Origin of the sequence: Nitrobacter sp. NHB1 (genome assembly GCF_036964665.1) — a bacterium.
Classification (GTDB): Bacteria; Pseudomonadota; Alphaproteobacteria; order Rhizobiales; family Xanthobacteraceae; genus Nitrobacter.
Map to the genome: position 1 here is coordinate 2,786,282 of NZ_JBAMDA010000001.1, position 20,465 is coordinate 2,806,746.

Genomic DNA, 20,465 nt, shown 5'->3' on the forward strand with positions numbered 1-20,465 from the left:
CATGCCGGCTTTCTTCATCGACCGGCCTGTCTTTGCCTGGGTGATCGCGCTTTTCATCTGTCTGATCGGCGCGATCTCGATTCCGCTGCTGGCGGTGGCGCAGTATCCGATCATCGCGCCGCCCTCGATTTCGATCTCGACCGCCTATCCCGGCGCCTCGCCGCAGAACCTTTACAACAGCGTCACGCGTCTGATCGAGGAACAGCTCAACGGCGCCTCGGGCATCCTCAGTTTTGAATCCACCAGCGACTCCTTAGGGCAGGTCGAGATCACCGCGTATTTCGTTCCCGGCACCCAACTCGATATGGCGTCGGTGGACGTGCAGAACCGTATCAAGCGCATCGAGGCGCGCCTGCCGGCTGTCGTGCTGAAGGAAGGCATCCTGGTCGAGGAAGCGTCCAGCGACACGCTGCAGATCGTTACGCTGCGCTCAACCGACAACAGTCTCGACGAGGTCGGCCTCGGCGATTTCATCATGCGCAACATTATCGGCGAGATCCGGCGTATTCCCGGCGTCGGCCGCGCCACGCTGTTTTCCACCGAACGCTCGCTGCGCGTCTGGATCGATCCCGAAAAGCTCGTCGGCTACGATCTAACCTCGGACGACGTCACCAAGGCGATCGCGGCGCAGAACGCGCAAGTGGCTTCGGGCAGCATCGGCGCGCCGCCGAGCAGGGCCGGGCAGAAAACCGCGGCGCTGGTTTTGGTGAGGGGGCAGCTCACCACGCCCGAGGAATTCGGCTCCATCGTGCTGCGCGCCAATCGCGACGGCTCCACGGTGCGGCTGCGCGACGTGGCGCGGATCGAGATCGGCGGCATGGACTACCGGTTCACCACCCGCCTCAACGGCAAGCCGACCGCGGGTCTGTCGGTGATGCTCGCGCCCGGCTCCAACGCGCTCGCGACCGCGAGAGCGGTGAGAGCCAAGATGAAGGAGTTGTCGAAGTTCTTCCCGGCGACCATCGCCTACGATATCCCCTACGACATCACGCCGGTGGTGAAGGCCTCGATCGAAAAGGTCGTGCATACCCTGATCGAGGCGGTGGTGCTGGTGTTCCTCGTGATATTCCTGTTTTTGCAGAACATCCGCTACACCATCATTCCGACCATCGTGGTGCCGGTGGCGCTGCTCGGCACCTGTTCGGTGCTGCTGGTCGCGGGCTACTCCATCAACATGCTGACGATGTTCGGCATGGTGCTGGCGATCGGCATTCTGGTCGACGACGCCATCGTCGTGGTCGAGAATGTCGAACGCATCATGGCCGAGGAGGGGCTGCCGCCGAAGGAGGCCGCGCGCAAGGCGATGTCGCAGATCACAAGCGCCATCATCGGCATCACGCTGGTGCTGATGGCGGTGTTCGTGCCGATGGCCTTCTTTCCGGGCTCCGTCGGCATCATCTACCGGCAGTTCTCCGTCACCGTGGTCGCAGCGATCGGCTTCTCCGCCCTGATGGCGCTGTCGCTGACGCCGGCGCTGTGCGCCACGCTGCTGAAACCGGTGGAGGCCGGGCACGGCCACGCGCGCAAGGGCGTGTTCGGCTGGTTCAATCGCACGCTGGACGGCGTGCGCGGCCGTTATGTCTCGACCGTCGGCTGGTCGCTGCGGCGGACCGGACGGCTGATGCTGATTTACGTCGTGCTGGTTGGCGTTCTGGCCTGGGCCTTCGTCCGCCTGCCCGCCGGCTTCGTGCCGGTGGACGATCAGGGCTTCATCACGACAGACGTGCAGACGCCATCGGATTCGTCCCATGGCCGGACCGAAGCTGCGGTCGAGGCGGTCGAGAAATATCTGGCCAAGCGGCCCGGCATTCAGGATGTCACGTTCCTTACCGGTTTCGCCTATTCGGGGCAGGGCATGAACACGGCGCAAGCGTTCATCACCCTGAAGGACTGGTCGGAACGGCCTGAGAAGGAGTCCGCCGCCAATATCGTGGCCGACACCAACCGCGATCTGTCCTCGCTGCGCGACGCCAAGATCACCGCGCTGCAGCCGCCGCCGATCGACAACCTCGGCAACTCTTCCGGCTTCAGCTTCCGCCTGCAGGACCGCGGCCAGAAGGGGTACGCGGCGCTGATGCAGGCGACCGATCAGTTGATCAAGGAGGCCAATGCCAGTCCGGTCTTGAAGAATGTCTATGTCGAGGGCTTGCCGTCGGCGCCGCAGATCAATCTCGTGATCGACCGCGAGAAGGCCAGCGCTTTCGGCGTCACCTTCCAGGACATCAACGACACCATGTCGACCAATCTCGGCTCGACCTACGTCAACGACTTCCCCAACCGCGGACGGATGCAGCGCGTGATCGTGCAGGCGGACCGTGACGGCCGCACCACTGCGGACGACATCCTCAACTACAACGTCAAGAACAGCAGCGGCCGGCTGGTCCCGTTCTCGTCGTTCGCCTCGATCGAATGGTCGAAGGGCCCCACCCAGATCGTCGGATTCAACTACTATCCGGCCATGCGCATCACCGGAGAGGCGCGGCCGGGCTTTACGTCCGGCGACGCTATCGCCGAGATCGAGCGGCTTGCGAGCCACCTGCCGCGCGGCTTCGGCTACGAGTGGACCGGCCAGTCGTTGCAGGAAAAGCTGTCAGGATCGCTGGCGCCGTTCCTGCTCGGGCTCTCGGCGCTGGTGGTGTTCCTCTGCCTTGCCGCGCTCTATGAAAGCTGGACCATTCCGCTCGCGGTGCTGCTGACGGTGCCGCTCGGCATTTGCGGCGCGGTGCTGGCGGCGACTACGCGCGGGCTTGCCAACGACGTCTATTTCACCGTCGGTCTCGTCACCATCATCGGCCTGGCTGCGAAGGACGCCATCCTCATCATTGAGTTTGCCAAGGATTTGCGCGCGCAGGGCAAGCCGCTCAGGGAAGCCACGATCGAGGCGTGCGCGCTGCGCTTCCGCCCGATTCTGATGACCGGCCTTGCCTTCGTCTCCGGCGTGCTGCCGATGGTTGTCGCCCAAGGCGCAGGCGGGGCGAGCCAGCAGGCGCTCGGCACCAGCGTGATGGGCGGCATGATTGCGGTGGTGGTGCTGGCGCTGTTGATGGTGCCGGTGTTCTTCGTCGTCGTGATGCGCGTGCTCGGACGCGACAAAAGCGGCTTGGTGCCGGTGGGAGAACTCGAAATTCACGGGCCGCCGGCGCCGATGCGTGCCGCCGAGTAACGCGGAGCGATCCGGATGAGTGGGCTACCCTCGAACGATTGTCCGTAACCCCTTAACGTCATTGCGAGGCGCACCGCGCCGAAGCAATCCAGAAGCCATACGAAAGAGCTGGATTGCTTCGCTTCGCTCGCGCATATTTTTATTATCCCAGCGGCTTGAGGATTTTCACCAGTTCGGCGTGGACGAACTCGTTGCCGCAGACCACATGGCCGGTCGTGAGCGGATCGTCGTCGCCCTGGATGCCGCTGACGATGCCGCCGGCCTCGCGCACGATGATCTGTCCGCCCGCGATATCCCACGGCTGCAGGTTGCGTTCCCAGTAACCGTCGAGGCGGCCCGCGGCGACGAAAACGAGGTCGAGCGATGCCGCGCCGAAGCGGCGCAGGCCGGCCACCTTCGGCTGAAGCGCCGCCATCTCCCGCCGCGACAGTTCATGGTCGCCGCGCCCGATGTGCGGCAGCCCGCAGGCGATAACGCAGTCGTGCATCTGGCGCCGCCCGGCCACGCGCAGCCGCTGATCGTTGAGAAAGGCGCCCTTGCCGCGCTCGGCGGTGTAGAGTTCGTCGTTGGCGGGATTGTAGACCAGGCCTGCTATCAGCACGCCGTCACGTTGCAGGCCGATCGAGATTCCGAAATGCGGAATGCCGTGCAGGAAGTTGGTGGTGCCGTCGAGTGGATCGACGATCCAGGTGTGGCTCTTGTCCGTGCCCTCGCGGTTGCCGCCTTCCTCGCCATGGAAGCCGTAGCCGGGGCGCGCCTTGCTGAGATCGTCGTACAGCATCTCCTCGGCGCGTTTGTCGGCGAGACTCACGAAATTCGCCGGTCCCTTCAGCGACACCTGAAGATTCTCGATCTCGCCAAGATCGCGCTTCAGGCTGCGGCCTGCGCGGCGCGCGGCCTTGACCATGACGTTCATGAGGGCGGATTGCAGCATGATTTCGGCTCGGGATGGATGGTGAGCACTGGGTGCCCTGCGGACACGCCGCCGTCAAGGCGGTTCATTTGAGGCCAAGCCATTTACGCGCGGCGTCCTTGGCCTTGTCGCGTTCTTCGGGCGTTGCCTGCGCCATGGCCTCGTCGAGTTGCAGATCGCCCTTGCCGGCGGTTTTCGCAACGATATGCCATTTCAGGCCTTCGACCTTGTCCACCGGCGCGCCGATGCCGAAGACGAGGACGTGCGCGAGACGATTCTGGGCGATCGCACTGTTTTGCCTGGCGGCCTTGCGCAGCAGCGACACCGCGGCGGTCTCGTTCTTCTCGGTGCCGGTGCCGTTGAACAGCGCGATCGCATACTCGACTTCGGCATCGACGTTACCGGCGAGCGAGGCCGCCTGCAGCAGCCGCACCGACTTGTAGAGATTTTTTTCGACGCCGGTGCCCTCCTTGTAGAACGTCGCCAGCGCATATTGCGCCTCCGGGCTACCGGCATCGGCGGCGAACCGCAGCAATTCGGCGGCGCGTTTGAAGTCCTGCGGCAGCGTCTGGCCGTCCATATAGAGCAGCGCGAGGTTATAGGCAGCCTTGGGCTCGCCGAGCTTGGCGGACGAGGCCAGCAATTTAACGGCGGCCTCCTTGTCGGGCGGGCTGCCGCGCCCGCTGATGCGAAGCATGGCGAGTGCGAACATCGCTTCGCGGTCGCCGAGATCGGCTGCGCGCTGGTACCATTCGATCGCCTTGCCGTAGTCGCGCTTGACGCCCATCGAGTTGGCATAGAGCACGCCAAGCATGGTCATGGCGGCGGGGTCCTTGTTCTCCTGCGCCCGCTTCATCGCGAGATCGAACGCTGTCTTGTACAGGCCGCGCTGATAGGCGCCGTAGACCATATCCGCGTTCGGGTTGTCGGTTGCCGGAGCGTCTGCCTTGGCGTCGGGGGTGTGCGACGGTTTCAAAGGCGGCGCGGCTTCTTTCGGCGGCGGCGGGGGCTTGATCGTCTTTGTCCTGACGCTCTTGCTTGCCTTGGACGGCCCGTCGGTCGCCGGCGCCAACTGGAGCTGCGCCAGCGCGCTTTCACCGAGCATGAGAACGCCCGCGACAATGGCAACAGATCGGGCAACAGGACGCAAGAACGTCATCCGGCGTCACCTCTGTCCGGCTTCGTTGCGGGCATCGCCCGGTCGCCTTGCGATCCGTGACCCTGCCTGATCGCGTCAATGGTCTCCATCAGCGCCGCCGCCGCGCCGCGCGGATCGTTCCAGATCAGGTCGCCCGCAAGGATGAAATCCGCGCCGGATGCCGCGAAGGTTCGCGCCTCATTGACGCTCGCGGCATAGCCGACGCAGGGCGGTTCGAACAGTTCGGTCCACCATTGCAGCCGTTCCGCGATCGCCTCCGCGGACGGCCGTTCGCCGGCCTCATTCGGCTCGCCGAACAGCACGTAATCCGCGCCGGCTTCGCCCGCGATCATGGAATCGTGACGGGTGGACAGCCCGCCGGCGCCGGCGATGCGATCGGGCTTCAACGATGGCAGCGCCTCCTGCATCGCCTCGATACCGGTGAGATGGGCGCCGTCGGCGCCGGAGCGGGCGACCAGATCGGCGTGGCCGTCGAGCAGAAGCGCGGCGCCGCCACCCTGGATTATCGGCGCCAGCGCCTTGATGCGCGAAATCAGCGTGCGCGGATCGGCAGCCGAAAGCCGCACCAGGACGGCTGCGACGTCGGCGGCAGCCAGCAGCGCGGGAAGCCGGGCCACCAGTTGCGACGGGTCATCGACGCCCGGTGTCGCGAGATAGAGACGCGGCGCCGGGCGGGGAGGAACGGGTTTCGCGAGCATCGCAAGGCCTTGGGCGGTCAAACCGGCGAAAGTGAGGGGGAATCAATACCGGAACACTGTCGCGGACGTCATGCGCGGGCTTTGAGCATGATCCCGAAAAGTGGAAACCGGTTTTCGGATAGATCATGCTCAATCAAAAGGATAAGGAGTGCCGGCTCCCGCGCCTGTGACCCGCGCATCGATCTTCAAAACGAGAGATTACCGGGTCACCCCCGGCAATGACAGATCATAAACAGGCGTTTGGGTAACAATCCCTCACGCGACCTTCTTTTCCAGATCGGCTTTCCACTCGCCCTTGCTGGCGAGCGAATTCATCCGGGCACGATGATTGAGAGCCCGTTGCCCGGCGGCGACGTTCTCGGCCTTTCCTGACCACACCTTCTGCGGCGCTGCCTGCAGCGCGCGGCCATAGGAGAAGGTGAGCTTCCACGGCAGGTTGGCCATCCCGTTCATGGCGTTGAGATGGGCGGTGGCCTCCTCGTCGGACTGGCCGCCGGACAGGAAGGCGATGCCGGGGACGGCGGCCGGCACGCAGGCCTTCAGCATACGCAGGGTCTTTTCCGCGACCTCCTCCACCGAGGCCTTCTTCGCGCACTTCTTGCCTGAGATCGCCATGTTCGGTTTCAGGATCATGCCTTCCAGCGCGACGCGCTGCTTCCGCAGCTCCTGGAACGTCACGTTGAGCACGCGCGTCGTGACCTCAAAGCAGCGCTCGATGTCGTGATCGCCGTCCATCAGCACTTCCGGCTCGACGATAGGCACGATCTGAGCGGCCTGGCACAGCGCGGCATAACGCGCCAAAGCATGGGCGTTGACGCCGATCGCCGTCATGCTCGGGATGCGGCCAGCCGCGTTGATGTCGATCACCGCGCGCCATTTGGCGAAGCGTGCCCCTTGCGCGTAATATTTCTTTAGGCGCTCGGCGAGCCGGTCCAGTCCGACGGTCACGAGTTCGCCGGGGCATCCGGACAGGGGTTGCGTGCCCTCGTCGACCTTGATGCCGGGAATGGCGCCTGCTTGCTCGATCAGCTTGACCAGCGGCGTGCCGTCCCTGGCGTTCTGCCAGATGGTCTCGTCGTAGAGAATGACGCCGGAGATGCATTTCGTCATGGCGTCGGTGGCGCGGAACATCATCTCGCGGTAGTCGCGGCGGCTTTCCTCGGTGGATGTCACGCCGATCGCGTCGAACCGTTTCGTAATGGTGGGAGAGGATTCGTCGGCGGCGAGAATGCCCTTGCCGGACACGACCATGGCCTGCGCCACTGTGTTGAGGTCAGCGAGATTCATCAGCGTCTCCTCCTGCGTGCTCTCTTCCGAAACGAAGATATCGGATTCAAGGGTTATGCAGGCATGAGAATTGCGGTTTTCTGGCGCCGCAACTCATTTCGACGCGAGGAGCAGCGTCATTTAGCCCGCAGCACATCCACGCCGGGCAGCGGCTTGCCCTCCATCCATTCCAGGAAGGCGCCGCCCGCGGTCGAGACGTAGCTGAAATCGCCGGCCACCCCGGCCTGGTTCAGCGCCGCGACCGTATCGCCGCCGCCGGCGACCGACACCAGCTTTCCGGTCTTGGTACGGGCCGCCGCGTGTTTCGCGGCGACGACGGTGCCGCGATCGAACGGCGGCAGCTCGAACGCGCCAAGCGGGCCGTTCCAGACCAGCGTCGCCGCATCGTCGATTGCCGAATGAACGCGCTCCACCGACTGCGGCCCGACATCGAGGATCATGCCATCGGCCGGGATCGCGTCCAGCCCGTAGGCGTGGGACGGTGCGTTGGCGGCGAAATGGAATGCCACGGTGGCGTCGACCGGCAGGATGATGGCGCAGTTGGCGGCCGTGGCCTTTTCGATGATGCGCAGCGCGGTCGCGGCGAGATCTTTTTCCGCCAGCGACTTGCCGACATTCACGCCCTGCGCATGCAGGAAGGTGTTGGCCATGCCGCCGCCGATCACCAGCGCATCGACCTTGCTGACGAGGTTTTCCAGAAGGTCGATCTTGGTCGAGACTTTCGCGCCGCCGATGATGGCGATGACGGGCTTGGCCGGCGCCTCCAGCGCCTTGTTGAGCGCCTCGAGTTCGGCCTGCATGGTGCGTCCGGCATAGCCCGGCAGCTTATGGCCGAGACCCTCGGTCGAGGCGTGGGCGCGATGCGCGGCGGAGAAGGCGTCGTTGACCCAGATGTCGCCGAGCTTGGCGAGTTCGGCGACGAACGCCGGATCGTTTTTCTCTTCCTCTTTATGAAAGCGCGTGTTCTCAAGGCAGAGGATGTCGCCATCCTTCATCGCGGCGCTCGCCTGTTGCGCCGGCTGGCCGATGCAGTCGTCGGCGAAGGCAACCGGCCTGCCGAGCACTTTCGCCAGTTCCGCCGCGACCGGTCTCAGCGAATCCTTGGGGTCGGGGCCCTTGGGCCGTCCGAAATGCGCCAGCAGGATCACCTTGCCGCCCTTGTCCGCGATTTCCGTGATCGTCGGCGCCACGCGCTCCAGCCGCGTGGTGTCGGTGACGCGGCCCTGCTCCATGGGGACGTTGAGATCGACGCGCAGCAGCACGCGCTTGCCCTTGACGTCGACGTCGTCGAGAGTGCGGAAGGAGTTTGTCATGGCTGGTGTCCCGGACGCGGTGCAGCGTGAACGGTGCACCGCAGAGCCGGGACCGCTACGCAGGAAAAGTTGCGGTATTGAACGGTCCCCGTTCTGCATCGCGGCGCTTGCGCCGCGATGTGCCCGGGGCGCGTCGTCTCAGATCAGCTTCGCCATCGCCACGGCGGTGTCGTTCATGCGGTTGGAGAAGCCCCATTCGTTGTCGTACCACGACAGCACGCGGACCAGCGTGCCATTCTGCACCTTGGTCTGGTCGATGTGGAACGTCGAGGAATGCGGATCGTGGTTGAAATCACTCGACACGTTGGGCTGGTCGGTGGTGCCGAGGATGCCTTTCAGCTCCTGCGAGGCGGCGCGCTTCATCGCCTCGTTGATCTCCTTGGCGGTGGTCTCTCTCTTGGCGATCACCTTGAGATCGATCACCGAGACGTTCGGCGTCGGCACGCGGATCGCGACGCCGTCAAGCTTGCCCTTCAGTTCCGGCAACACCAGGCCGATCGCCCTCGCGGCGCCGGTCGAGGTCGGGACCATCGAGAGCGCCGCGGCACGGCCGCGGTAGAGGTCCTTGTGCATGGTGTCGAGCGACGGCTGGTCGCCGGTATAGGCGTGGATCGTGGTCATGAAGCCGGTCTCGATGCCGACCAGATCGTTGATAACCTTCGCCACCGGAGCGAGACAGTTGGTGGTGCAGGAACCGTTCGAGACGACCAGATGGTCCTTGGTCAGCTTGTCGTGGTTGACGCCGTAGACCACGGTCATGTCGGCGCCGTCGGCCGGAGCCGACACCAGCACGCGCTTGGCGCCGGCGGTCAGGTGCGCCGCGGCCTTGTCCCTGGCGGTGAAAAGGCCGGTACACTCCATGGCGATATCGACGCCGAGTTCCTTCCACGGCAGCTTCGAGGGATCGCGTTCGGCGGTCACCTTGATCTTGTTCTTGCCGATCACGATGCAGTCGCCTTCGACCTTCACCTCGAACGGGAAGCGGCCGTGCACCGAGTCGAAGCGCAGCAGATGCGCGTTGGTTTCCACCGGGCCGAGATCGTTGATGGCGACGATCTCGATCTCGTCGCGCTTGGCCTCGTAGATGGCGCGCAAAACATTGCGACCGATGCGGCCAAACCCGTTGATTGCGACCCGGACAGCCATGTCTTCATTCTCCTTCAAATAAAAGGCATTCCCTCCGCGCAACCGCAAGTTTCAGCGCGCAGCGTCAACGCCTTGTCGCCCGGTTCTGCCGGGCAGCGACCATTGGTAGTTCCGTTTAGCTAGCGCCTTTTTAATTTCGAGGCAATCTCAACCTCGACGAAGGCGCGTCTCCGCTGCATCGACCACGGCCTCGGCGGTGATGCCGAAGAATTTGTACAGATCCTTGGCGGGAGCGCTGTGACCGAAACTGTGCATGCCGACGAAGAGGCCGTCGGACCCGATCACGGCGTCCCAGCCGAAGCGGACGGCTGCTTCAACGGCAATCTTGACCGGCGCTTTGCCGATGATGGCTTGCCGCCGTTCCTCTGGCTGCTCCAGCAACAGTTCCAGCGAGGGCACCGAGACCACCCGCGACGCAATGCCGCGTCCGGCGAGCTGTTGTTGCGCCGCGACCGCAATCTCGATTTCCGATCCTGACGCGAAGATCGACACTTTCGCCTCGCCGTTGGCCGCGACCAGCTCGTAGGCGCCGTGCGCGCAGCGGTTGTCCGGATGCGCGGTCTTGCGCACCGGCGTCAGGTTCTGCCGCGACAACGCCAGAACCGTCGGTCCCTTCGGCCGCTCCAGAGCGAGCTGCCAGCACTCGGCGGTCTCGACCGCATCGGCGGGGCGGAACACGCGCATGTTCGGCATCGCGCGCAAGCTCGCCAGATGCTCCACCGGCTGGTGGGTGGGACCGTCCTCGCCGAGCCCTATCGAGTCGTGGGTCATGATGTAGATCACCGGGATATGCGCCAGCGCCGAAATGCGCATCGCCGGGCGGGCGTAGTCGGTGAAGCACATGAAGGTGCCGCCGGCCGGCGCGAATCCGCCATGCAGCGCAATGCCGTTCATGGCCGCGGACATGCCGAGCTCGCGGATGCCGTAGTGGATGTAGCGGCCGTCGTCGTGACCGGGCTGCACTTCCTTCAGACCCTTGGGGCGGGTGTTGTTGGAGGGCGTGAGGTCGGCGGAGCCGAGCAGCAATTCCGGCACTGCCGGCACCAGCACCTCGAGCGCCAGTTCGCTGGCCTTGCGGGTGGCGATCGTCGGCGGCTCGGCCACCAGCTTGTCCTTGAGCTTGCGGATCACCTCGTCGAGGTTTTGCGGCGGCTTGCGGTCGATGGCGCGGCGCGTGAATTCGCCGCGCTCCGCCTCGGACTTCGCCGTGAACCGCGCGCGCCACTCCTTGTTGTGTCGCTTGCCCTTGCGTCCGGCGCTGCGCCACGCCTTGAGGACGTCGTCGGGAATTTCAAACGGGCCGTAGTTCCAGCCGAGCGCCTTCTTCGCGCCTGCGAGTTCTTCCGCTCCGAGCGCTTCGCCGTGCGCCTTGGACGTGCCGGCCCTGGTGGGGGCGCCGAAGCCGATAATGGTCTTGCAGGCGATCAGCGACGGCTTGTCGGACTTTTGCGCCCGGCGGATCGCGGCCGCGACCGCCTTGGGATCGTGGCCGTCGATCCGCCTTGCGTCCCAGCCGCACGCCTTGAAGCGCGCCACCTGATCGACGTCGTCGGCCAGCGAGATCGGGCCGTCGATGGTGATGCCGTTGTCGTCGTAAAGGAAAATCAGCTTGTTGAGCTTGAGATGGCCGGCCAGCGCGATGGCCTCGTGGCTGATGCCCTCCATCAGGTCGCCATCGGAGCACAGCACATAGGTGTAATGGTCGACCACGTCGGTGCCGAACTGGGCGGCCAGCAGGCGTTCCGCCAGCGCGAAGCCGACCGAGGTGGCGACGCCCTGGCCGAGCGGGCCGGTGGTGGTCTCGACGCCCTCGGTGACGAAGTTCTCGGGATGGCCCGGCGTCTTGGAGTTGAGTTGCCGGAAATTCTTGATCTGATCGAGCGTCATCTCCTTGTAGCCGGTCAGGTACAAGAGCGCGTAAAGCAGCATCGAGCCGTGGCCGGCGGAGAGAATGAAGCGGTCGCGGTCCGGCCAGTGCGGATCGGCGGCGTCGTACTTCAGGAACTTGGTGAACAGCACCGTGGCGACGTCGGCCATGCCCATCGGCAGGCCGGGATGGCCCGATTTTGCTTTTTCTACAGCGTCCATCGCGAGCGCGCGGACTGCATTCGCCATATGGGAGGAATCGACGGTCGGCATGTTGGATATCCGGTCCAGATGGGGAGGAGGGCTGACGGTTTGCATGGGAATCCAATGGGGTCCAAGGGGAGAATGACTGGCGTGCCGGGGGCATAGCACCTGCGTAGGCGGAGTCCAAGTGCGGGGAGGCCCTGCTCACAGAGAGAATGTTTTGCAGTGCATAGCCTCGCGTCGGCGTTGCGCTGGCCTCGTCTGCCACGTAAATTTCGGTCCCTAAAGGCTTGCCGAGCCGTAGCTTTGTAGTCCGGCCGGCAGCCGGCTGAAAGGCGCGCAGGACGACCATGAACGACCGACCCGCCAACCGCCCCGCCAGTTCCGAGCCGGCCAATAGCGGCGCGGTCGAGATCGACGCGGCGACCCGGCGGCTGACGGCCGCACTCGATGCGCTGGAACGCGCGGTGGAACGGCGGCGCGAGGCGGACCGCGACGAGGACGAGCTGGCGAGCCGCATTCAGGCGCTGGGCGCGGACCGTTCGCGGCTTGCGGACGAACTCGACGGCGCGCTGGTGCGTACGCGCAAGCTCGAACGCACCAATCGCGAAATCGCCGAAAAACTCGATGCGGCGATCGAAACCATCAAGTCCTTGCTCGACGCGGCGGGGGAGAAGCCATGAGCTACGTCAACGTCACCATCAACGGCCGCCAGTACCGCATGGCCTGCGAGGACGGGCAGGAAGACCGGCTGCTGAAACTTGCGGGCGACCTGGAAAGCCGGATCGGCGAGTTGCGCGCCAAATTCGGCGAGATCGGCGATCAGCGGCTCGAGGTGATGGCGGCGCTGACGGCCTCCGACGAACTGATGGATGCGCGCCAACGCATCCGCGCGCTGGAGGACGAGCTTAACGCATTGGGCGACGTGCGCGCTGCGGCCGGCGAGCACGCGCGCGCCACGCAAACGGCCGTGGCCGCCGCGCTGAACATGGCGGCGCAGCGGATCGAGAAGACGACGCAGACCTTGAACCGCACTGTCGGCGGCGGCATCGCCATGGGGTGAGATCGTCATTGCCGGCATAGCCGTTCGAAGAACGGCGTCGCTTCGATCGCCTACGATCCGGCAATCCATCTTTTCGAAGGGTTTACGAAGATGGATGGATACGCGGGTCAAGCCCGCGTATGACGCGAATTGTGAGAATAATCCATTGCCGCTGGCGCTTCGCCGCCATTGCGCTTACATTGAGCCTTGCGAGGCTGCGCCGCGCGTCAGGAGCCACACATCCCCGGGGCCTTATCGATCCTTAAGGGAACTGTCCCTGACCGGGTCCGTGGATCCGGTCATATGGTGCCCACCTACTTTCGTAGGGAACTCCGGGATCGAGCGCTCCAACGGCGAATGCGGCTTCGCGCTTCTCCTTTTTCCTTCGTTTCCTTTGTCGTCATGCCCGGACATAGTGGCGAGTCCAGTCCAACAATCCGATAAAGCGATGCTGCGCGCTGCCGCATTGGCGCGGCGCGACGCCCTGAGTGTGCGCCAGCGCGCCGGCGCCGTGCGCGCGATCGCGGCGCGGATGCCGCCGCTCGATATTACGCCGTCAATGGTCGTCGCCGGCTACGCCCCGATCCGCAGCGAGATCGATCCCGCGCAACTGATGCAGAGGTTTGCCGCAGCCGGCGCGGCGCTTGCGATGCCGGCGATTTCAGCGCGCGACGCCGCGCTGGCGTTCCGCGCGTGGACGCCGGGCGACGCGCTGGTGCCCGGCGCGTTCGGGATTTCCGAGCCGCCCGTCGCCGCGACCGAGGTGGTCCCGGATATCGTGCTGGTGCCGCTCGTGGCGTTTGACCGCGCCGGCCATCGGATCGGCTATGGCGCCGGCTATTACGACCGCACGCTTGCGAGCCTGCGCCGGCAGAAGACCGTCACCGCCATCGGTCTCGCTTTCGCGGTGCAGGAAATTGCGCAGGTGCCGGCGTTGCCCCACGACGTCCGGCTGAATTATGTGGTAACCGAAACCGATCTGTTCGACTTCCGGAGTTTATAAGGTTGCGAATTCTTTTTATCGGCGACGTCGTCGGCAAGACCGGGCGCACCGCGGTCAACGAACGCCTGCCGGCGCTGATTGCCGCATGGAAGCTCGATCTTGTCGTCGTCAACGGCGAGAATGCGGCCGGCGGTTTCGGCATCACCGAGGCGATTTACCAGGAATTTCTCGACGCCGGCGCCGACGCGGTCACGCTCGGCAATCACGCCTGGAATCAGAAAGAGGCGCTGGTGTTTATCGAGCGGGCGCCGCGGCTCGTTCGCCCGCTGAATTTCCCGCGTCATACGCCGGGACGCGGCGCCGCGCTGATCGACACCAAGGACGGCCGCCGCGCGCTCGTCATCAATACCATGGCGCGCATCTTCATGGAGCCGTTCAACGATCCCTTCCGCGCCATCGAGCGCGAGTTAGATGCCTGTCCGCTGCGCGAGACGGCGGACGCGATCGTCGTGGATTTCCACGGCGAGGCGACCAGCGAGAAGCAAAGCATGGGCTTCTTCTGCGACGGCCGCGCCAGCCTCGTGGTCGGGACCCATACCCATGTGCCGACGGCGGATCACCGGATCCTTTCCGCCGGCACCGCCTATATGAGCGATGCCGGCATGACCGGCGACTATGATTCCGTGATCGGAATGCAGAAGGGGGAGCCGCTGCACCGCTTCACCACGGGTATTCCGAGCGGCCGGTTCGAGCCGGCCAACGGCGTCGCCACCTTAAGCGGCGTCGCGGTCGAGACCGACGACGCGACGGGGCTCGCGCTCCGAATCGCACCGGTGCGGCTCGGCGGACGGCTCGAACAAGCGGAGCCGTCGTTCTGGACCTGAGGGATGGCGCATCCGTTTTTCACCATCGGCCACTCAACGCGTACCATCGCGGAGTTTGTCGATTTGCTGAATGCGGCCGGTGTGCGCCTCGTGGTCGATGTCCGTACCGTTCCACGCTCGCGGACCAATCCGCAGTACAATCGGGATGAACTGCCCGGCACGCTCGCCGATTTTCAGATCGGCTACGAACATATCGCGGCGCTCGGCGGCCTGCGCGGGCACAAGCGCGACACAGCGGACGCCACCAATGCCTTCTGGCAGAACCGGAGCTTCCACAACTATGCCGACTACGCCATGAGCGCGGATTTTCGTGCCGGCCTGGCTCAGTTGCTGGATCTCGGCCGCCGTACGCCGTGTGCGGTGATGTGCGCGGAAGCGGTGTGGTGGCGATGCCACCGGCGGATCATCGCGGACTACCTGATCCTCGCCGGCGACGTGGTATTCCATATCATGGGTCATGGTCACGTCGAAGCGGCGCGGATGACCGAGGGCGCAAGACCCGTGGCTGATGGAGTTCTCACATACCCCGCGATATGACGGGAATGGCGATTTTGGCCGGATGCTCCGAGCAAGCCTTTGATTCGGCCCGTGTCCAGGATTATAACGCCGCGCCGCATACACCTTCTGTTGAGGGCGCCCGGTGCGCCGCAGCCGGGCTCGCCCGGAATATGAGAGAGACCTGCCGATGGCCGGACATTCCCAATTCAAGAACATCATGCACCGCAAGGGCAGGCAGGATGCCCAGAAGTCGAAGCTGTTCAGCAAGCTCGCGCGCGAAATCACGGTGGCCGCCAAGTTAGGGACGCCCGATCCGGCGATGAATGCGCGGCTGCGTGCCGCCATGATCGCGGCGCGGGCGGAAAACATGCCCAAGGACAATATCGAGCGCGCCATCAAGAAGGCCAGCGGCAACGACGCCGAGAGCTATGACGAACTGCGTTACGAAGGCTACGGCCCCGGCGGCGTCGCCGTCATCATGGAAGTGCTGACCGACAATCGCAATCGCGCCGCCTCCGACATCCGCTCGTATTTCACCAAGTGTGGCGGCAATCTCGGTGAAACCGGCTCGGTATCGTTCATGTTCGACCGGCTCGGCGTCGTCGAATACGGCGCGGACAAGGCCTCGGCCGACGACATGCTGGAGGCCGCCGTTGAGGCCGGCGCCGACGACGTGGTGTCGGGCGAGGGCGGCCACGAAATCTATGCGTCGCAGGAAACCTTCCGCGACGTCGCCAAGGCGCTCGAAGGCAAGTTCGGCGAGGCGCGCAAGGTGGCCCTGATCTGGAAGCCGCAGAACACCGTCGCTGTCGATGACAACACCGGCGAGAAGCTCCTCAAGCTGATCGACCTCCTCAACGAACACGACGACGTCCAGAACGTCTATGCCAATTTCGAAGTGTCCGACGCGCTGATGGCGAAGCTGGGCGGGTAGCCTTCTTCCGCGGGTGACTGTGACAACATCGTCACCAGAATTTCGGCGTCATACGCGGGCATAGCCGTTCGTAGAACGGCGTCGCTTCCGCTCGCCTATGACCCGCGTATCCATCAATCATCAAAAGGGATGGATTGCCGGGTCAAGCCCGGCAATGACGCTTGATATAACCACCACGCGATTTTTTCTTGACGCCGTCCGGCTGAAGGACCATGTCAGCCACAGCGGGATGCTGCGGCCTCGGTCGCGCGCCCATCACTGGAAACCACGACATTATGCCAAGCGACAGTCCAGGTACTTTGCCAGGTACCTTGCCGACAGCGGCGCCGGTCTGAGAGCTTGATGAGCTCACCAGGCCTGCCGTTGCCGGCAGACCCCGAAGGTGAGCTATGATGGATACCTACACCGCCACGGACGGAGACCTCGATGTGTTCGCGCTGGCCTCGCGCCTGAGCGACGGCCATGTCGCCGACAACGTCGAAATCCTCAACCAGCTCGAGCCGCGGGACGCAGCCGCGGTGCTGGTGCTGCTGCCAGTCGATATTTCGGTCGAGATTCTCGACAAGCCGGAACTGAACTTCGGCCCCGAGATCGTCGAGGCGCTGCCGCGGCAGACCGCGACCCTCATGCTGGCCGGTATGTCGGCCGACATGGCCGCCGACATCGTGCAGCAGCTCGAGGAGCCGGCCCGTACCGAGTTGATGCAGGGGCTCGACGCGGCAACGCGCACGACCATCGAGGGCCTGCTCGCCTACCCGGAAAACACCGCGGGCGCGATGATGACGACCGAGTTCGTCAGCGTGCCCGCGACCTGGACCGTGGAGCGCACCTTGCAGCACATCCGCCAGGTCGAGCGCACCCGCGAGACGGTCTATGCCATTTATGTCCTGGATGCCTTCACCCGACGCCTGGTCGGCGCGGTGTCGCTGCGGCGGTTGATCGCCGGCGAGCCTTCGGCCAGGATCGCCGATCTGGCGCGCTCGCCGATCACCACCTCGCCGCTGATAGACCGCGAGGAGGTGGCGCGGCTGATCTCGCGGCACGACATGCTGGCGGTGCCCGTGATCGACAAGGCCGGGCATGTACTCGGCATCGTCACGGTCGACGACATCATCGACGCCATCATCGAGGAAAATACCGAGGACGTGCAGAAGTTCGGCGGCATGGCGGCGACCGACGAGCCTTATCTGCAGGTCGGGCTCGCGGCGATGATTCGCAAGCGCGGCGGCTGGCTCGCGGTGCTGTTTCTCGGCGAGATGCTGACCGCCAGCGCCATGCAGCACTTCGAGGGCGAACTGGAAAAGGCCATCGTGCTGACGCTGTTCATACCGCTGATCATGAGTTCCGGCGGTAATTCCGGGTCGCAGGCGACCTCGCTGCTGATCCGGGCGCTGGCGCTGCGTGAAGTGAAACTCGGCGACTGGTGGCGCGTCGCCTTTCGCGAACTGCCGACGGGACTGATCCTCGGCGCCATGCTGGGCGCGATCGGTATCGTTCGCGTCGTGGCCTGGCAGAAGCTCGGCATCTACGACTATGGCGAGCACTGGATACTGGTCGGGCTGACCGTCGCGGCCGCGCTGATCGGTGTCGTGACCTTCGGCTCGGTGGCGGGATCGATGCTGCCGTTCATCCTGCAACGCGCCGGCTTCGACCCCGCCAGCGCCTCGGCGCCGTTCGTCGCCACGCTGGTCGATGTCACCGGCCTGATGATCTATTTCAGCGTCGCACTGCTGATTTTGCGCGGGACGCTGCTGTAGGCGATCAAACCAAACCACTATTCCCGTCATTGCGAGCGAAGCGAAGCAATCCAGCAGCCACAAGCGAGACTGGATTGCTTCGCTTCGCTCGCAATGACGGGAGAGGTCAGTGTTTCAACGTGAAACCGTGCTGTTGCAGACAAATTGCCGGGGCGGACGTGAAGCACCGCTTGCGCTAACATGGGCCATGATCTCGTCACCGATTCGCATTCTGGGCATCGACCCCGGCCTGCGCCGCACCGGCTGGGGCGTGCTCGACGTCGAGGGCAACCGGCTGATGTTCGTAGGCTGCGGCTCGGTAGAGACGCGCGAAGGTATCGCGCTGGCGAGCCGGCTGCTGGCGATCCATGAAGGGCTCGGCCGGGTACTCGACGAGTTCCGCCCGGCGGAGGCGGCGATCGAGCAGACCTTCGTCAACAAGGACGGCGTGGCGACGCTGAAACTCGGACAGGCGCGCGGCGTCGCGATGCTGGCGCCGGCGATGTTCGGCATCGAGGTTTCGGAATACGCGCCCAATCAGGTGAAGAAGACCGTGGTCGGCGCGGGCCACGCCGACAAGACCCAGATCCAGGCCATGCTGAAAATCCTGCTGCCCAAAGCCGACCCGAAGAGCGCCGACGCCGCCGACGCGCTCGCCATCGCCATCACCCACGCGCATCACCGTGGCGCTGCGGCGCTGCGGCGGAAGGTGGCGGGCGCATGATCGGCAAACTCAAGGGGATCATCGACTCTTACGGCGAGGATTACGTGATCCTCGATGTCGGCGGCGTCGGCTATCAGGTGCATTGCGCATCGCGCACGCTGCAGGCGCTGCCGGTGCCGAGCGAGGCGGCGGTGTTGTCGATCGAGACCTATGTGCGCGAGGACCAGATCAAGCTGTTCGGCTTCCGCACCGACCACGAGCGCGAATGGTTTCGCCTGCTGCAGACGGTGCAGGGCGTCGGCGCGCGGGTGGCGCTCGCGGTGCTCGGCACGCTGTCGCCGGCCGACCTCGCCAATGCCATTGCCTTGCGCGACAAGGCGTCGGTGGCGCGCACGCCGGGTGTCGGCCCGAAGGTGGCCGAACGCATCGTCACCGAACTGAAGGACAAGGCGCCGGCCTTCGCCAACGTCGATCCCGCCATTGTGCATCTTGCAGGCGCCCTCGACGATCAGCGCGCGCCGGGTCCGGTGCGGGATGCGATCTCCGCGCTGGTCAATCTCGGCTACGGCCAGCCGCAGGCGGCCGCGGCGATTGCCGCCGCATCTCGCAGCGCCGGTGAGAATGCCGAGGCCGCGCAACTGATCCGGCTGGGCTTGAAGGAGCTGGCGAAGTGAGTGTGTGCGCTCTGGACGTGGAATGCATCGTCGCGGCGCAGGGTGGCCTGCTCTCTCCCCCCTTGTGGGGGAGAGGTGGAGAGGGGGGTAAGTTTCAAACTCAGCATGTGTGGTTTACCCCCCTCCCTGACCCTCCCCCACAAGGGGGGAGGGAACGGAAACGCCGCGCGGAAGCCATCGCATGACAACACCCCCCCGCATCGTCACGCCTGAGCGCCGGTCCGATGATGTCGGCGACACCACGCTGCGGCCGCAAAAGCTGTCCGAGTTCGTCGGCCAGGCGCAGGCCCGCGCCAATCTGCAAATCTTCATTGATGCCGCGCGCAAGCGCAAAGAGGCGCTCGATCACGTGCTGTTTGTTGGTCCCCCCGGCCTCGGCAAGACCACGCTGGCGCAGATCGTCGCACGCGAACTCGGCGTCGGCTTTCGCGCCACTTCCGGCCCCGTGATCGCCAAGGCCGGCGATCTCGCAGCGCTTCTGACCAACTTAGAGGAGCGCGACGTTTTGTTCATCGACGAGATTCATCGCCTCTCGCCGGCGGTGGAGGAGGTGCTCTATCCGGCGATGGAGGATTTCCAGCTCGATCTCATCATCGGCGAGGGGCCGGCGGCCCGCTCGGTCAAGATCGAGCTTTCGAAGTTCACGCTGGTCGGCGCCACCACGCGCGCGGGCCTTCTCACCAATCCGCTGCGCGACCGTTTCGGGATTCCGGTGCGGCTGAATTTCTACACCGAGGGTGAACTGGAGAAGATCGTCAGCCGCGGCGCCCGTGTTCTCGATGTCGGCATGACACCGGACGGCGCCAACGAGATCGCCCGCCGCGCCCGCGGCACGCCGCGGATCGCAGGGCGGCTGTTGCGCCGCGTGCGCGATTTTGCTTCCGCCGCCGATGCGGCGTCGATCGACCGTAAGATCGCCGATCATGCGCTCGGCGCGCTGGAAGTCGACGCGGCCGGTCTCGATGCGATGGACCGCCGCTATCTCACCACCATCGCGCTGAATTACGGCGGCGGGCCGGTCGGCGTCGAGACCATGGCGGCGGCGCTGTCGGAGCCGCGCGACGCCATCGAGGACATCATCGAGCCGTTCCTGATCCAGTGCGGCTACCTGCAGCGCACCCCGCGCGGACGGCTGCTCACCTCGCACGCCTTCCGCCATCTCGGCCTGACTGAGCCCTCGCGCGATCCGTCGCAGTTCGGATTGTTCGGCGGGGAGGAGTGATAGCTGGCGATCTGCTTGAGCAGATGCGGCGAAATCCGTCCGGGGACTGGACGATCGGCGACGTGGAGAAACTATGCTGCGTCCACGGCTTGCAATTTCGCGCTGGCAAGGGCACGTCG

The 20,465-nt window shown here is 65.0% G+C and carries 18 protein-coding genes and 1 other RNA gene; 12 read left to right on the forward strand and 7 right to left on the reverse strand.

The features are described from left to right. Nucleotide 1: 1 nt before the first annotated feature. Nucleotides 2–3,163 (forward strand): multidrug efflux RND transporter permease subunit, encoded by a 3,162-nt coding sequence (locus V4R08_RS12965; protein WP_335579727.1) that lies wholly within the window; start codon nucleotides 2–4, stop codon nucleotides 3,161–3,163. A 142-nt stretch (nucleotides 3,164–3,305) separates the two neighbouring features. Here V4R08_RS12965 and V4R08_RS12970 read toward each other — a convergent pair whose 3' ends face one another. The 7 genes from V4R08_RS12970 to tkt form a co-directional block, all read right to left on the reverse strand. Next, entirely contained in the window at nucleotides 3,306–4,097 is a 792-nt protein-coding gene (locus tag V4R08_RS12970; RefSeq protein ID WP_335579728.1) for an inositol monophosphatase family protein, read from the reverse strand. Between the two features lie 64 nt (nucleotides 4,098–4,161). Continuing rightward, complete coding sequence (locus V4R08_RS12975; RefSeq protein WP_335579729.1) at nucleotides 4,162–5,235, reverse strand: tetratricopeptide repeat protein; 1,074 nt, start codon at nucleotides 5,233–5,235, stop codon at nucleotides 4,162–4,164. Continuing rightward, a complete protein-coding gene (locus tag V4R08_RS12980; RefSeq protein ID WP_335580283.1) occupies nucleotides 5,232–5,933 on the reverse strand; it encodes a thiamine phosphate synthase in 702 nt (233 codons plus the stop codon). The genes V4R08_RS12975 and V4R08_RS12980 overlap by 4 nt, the downstream gene beginning before the upstream one ends. A gap of 255 nt (nucleotides 5,934–6,188) precedes the next feature. After that, a complete protein-coding gene (locus tag V4R08_RS12985) occupies nucleotides 6,189–7,220 on the reverse strand; it encodes a class I fructose-bisphosphate aldolase (RefSeq protein WP_335579730.1) in 1,032 nt (343 codons plus the stop codon). Between the two features lie 116 nt (nucleotides 7,221–7,336). Continuing rightward, nucleotides 7,337–8,533, reverse strand: a complete 1,197-nt coding sequence (locus V4R08_RS12990) for a phosphoglycerate kinase (RefSeq protein WP_335579731.1) — start codon at nucleotides 8,531–8,533, stop codon at nucleotides 7,337–7,339. A gap of 138 nt (nucleotides 8,534–8,671) precedes the next feature. Continuing rightward, complete coding sequence (gene gap, locus V4R08_RS12995) at nucleotides 8,672–9,679, reverse strand: type I glyceraldehyde-3-phosphate dehydrogenase (RefSeq protein ID WP_335579732.1); 1,008 nt, start codon at nucleotides 9,677–9,679, stop codon at nucleotides 8,672–8,674. A 147-nt stretch (nucleotides 9,680–9,826) separates the two neighbouring features. Beyond that, nucleotides 9,827–11,818: a transketolase gene (gene tkt, locus V4R08_RS13000; protein WP_335579733.1), complete on the reverse strand. Its 1,992-nt coding sequence runs from the start codon at nucleotides 11,816–11,818 to the stop codon at nucleotides 9,827–9,829. A gap of 281 nt (nucleotides 11,819–12,099) precedes the next feature. On the opposite strand from tkt, the gene V4R08_RS13005 reads away from it, so the two are divergent. The 11 genes from V4R08_RS13005 (at nucleotide 12,100) to ruvB (ending at nucleotide 20,346) form a co-directional block, all read left to right on the forward strand. After that, nucleotides 12,100–12,432, forward strand: a complete 333-nt coding sequence (locus V4R08_RS13005) for a DUF4164 domain-containing protein (RefSeq protein ID WP_335579734.1) — start codon at nucleotides 12,100–12,102, stop codon at nucleotides 12,430–12,432. After that, on the forward strand, nucleotides 12,429–12,812 hold the full coding sequence (locus V4R08_RS13010) for a cell division protein ZapA (RefSeq protein WP_335579735.1): 384 nt from the start codon (nucleotides 12,429–12,431) through the stop codon (nucleotides 12,810–12,812). Before V4R08_RS13005 ends, V4R08_RS13010 begins: the two co-directional genes overlap by 4 nt. 188 nt (nucleotides 12,813–13,000) lie before the next feature. Continuing rightward, a non-coding RNA gene (gene ssrS, locus V4R08_RS13015) (6S RNA) lies at nucleotides 13,001–13,161 on the forward strand. A gap of 42 nt (nucleotides 13,162–13,203) precedes the next feature. Then, the gene (locus V4R08_RS13020) at nucleotides 13,204–13,794 is read left to right on the forward strand and encodes a 5-formyltetrahydrofolate cyclo-ligase (RefSeq protein ID WP_498038907.1); all 591 of its coding nucleotides are present in this window, start codon (nucleotides 13,204–13,206) and stop codon (nucleotides 13,792–13,794) included. Between the two features lie 2 nt (nucleotides 13,795–13,796). Then, on the forward strand, nucleotides 13,797–14,618 hold the full coding sequence (locus V4R08_RS13025; protein WP_335579737.1) for a TIGR00282 family metallophosphoesterase: 822 nt from the start codon (nucleotides 13,797–13,799) through the stop codon (nucleotides 14,616–14,618). Nucleotides 14,619–14,621: 3 nt separating this feature from the next. Further along, a complete protein-coding gene (locus tag V4R08_RS13030; RefSeq protein WP_335579739.1) occupies nucleotides 14,622–15,155 on the forward strand; it encodes a DUF488 domain-containing protein in 534 nt (177 codons plus the stop codon). Between the two features lie 148 nt (nucleotides 15,156–15,303). Beyond that, complete coding sequence (locus tag V4R08_RS13035; RefSeq protein ID WP_335579740.1) at nucleotides 15,304–16,050, forward strand: YebC/PmpR family DNA-binding transcriptional regulator; 747 nt, start codon at nucleotides 15,304–15,306, stop codon at nucleotides 16,048–16,050. 389 nt (nucleotides 16,051–16,439) lie between these two features. Beyond that, nucleotides 16,440–17,807, forward strand: coding sequence for a magnesium transporter (mgtE, locus tag V4R08_RS13040; RefSeq protein WP_335579741.1), 1,368 nt, complete (start codon nucleotides 16,440–16,442; stop codon nucleotides 17,805–17,807). Between the two features lie 187 nt (nucleotides 17,808–17,994). Beyond that, complete coding sequence (ruvC, locus tag V4R08_RS13045; RefSeq protein ID WP_335580284.1) at nucleotides 17,995–18,510, forward strand: crossover junction endodeoxyribonuclease RuvC; 516 nt, start codon at nucleotides 17,995–17,997, stop codon at nucleotides 18,508–18,510. Then, nucleotides 18,507–19,124 carry a Holliday junction branch migration protein RuvA gene (gene ruvA / locus V4R08_RS13050; RefSeq protein WP_335579742.1) on the forward strand — a complete coding sequence of 206 codons (618 nt, stop codon included), beginning with the start codon at nucleotides 18,507–18,509 and terminating at the stop codon, nucleotides 19,122–19,124. Before ruvC ends, ruvA begins: the two co-directional genes overlap by 4 nt. Nucleotides 19,125–19,305: 181 nt before the next feature. Next, entirely contained in the window at nucleotides 19,306–20,346 is a 1,041-nt protein-coding gene (gene ruvB, locus V4R08_RS13055; protein ID WP_335579743.1) for a Holliday junction branch migration DNA helicase RuvB, read from the forward strand. Nucleotides 20,347–20,465 lie beyond the last annotated feature (119 nt).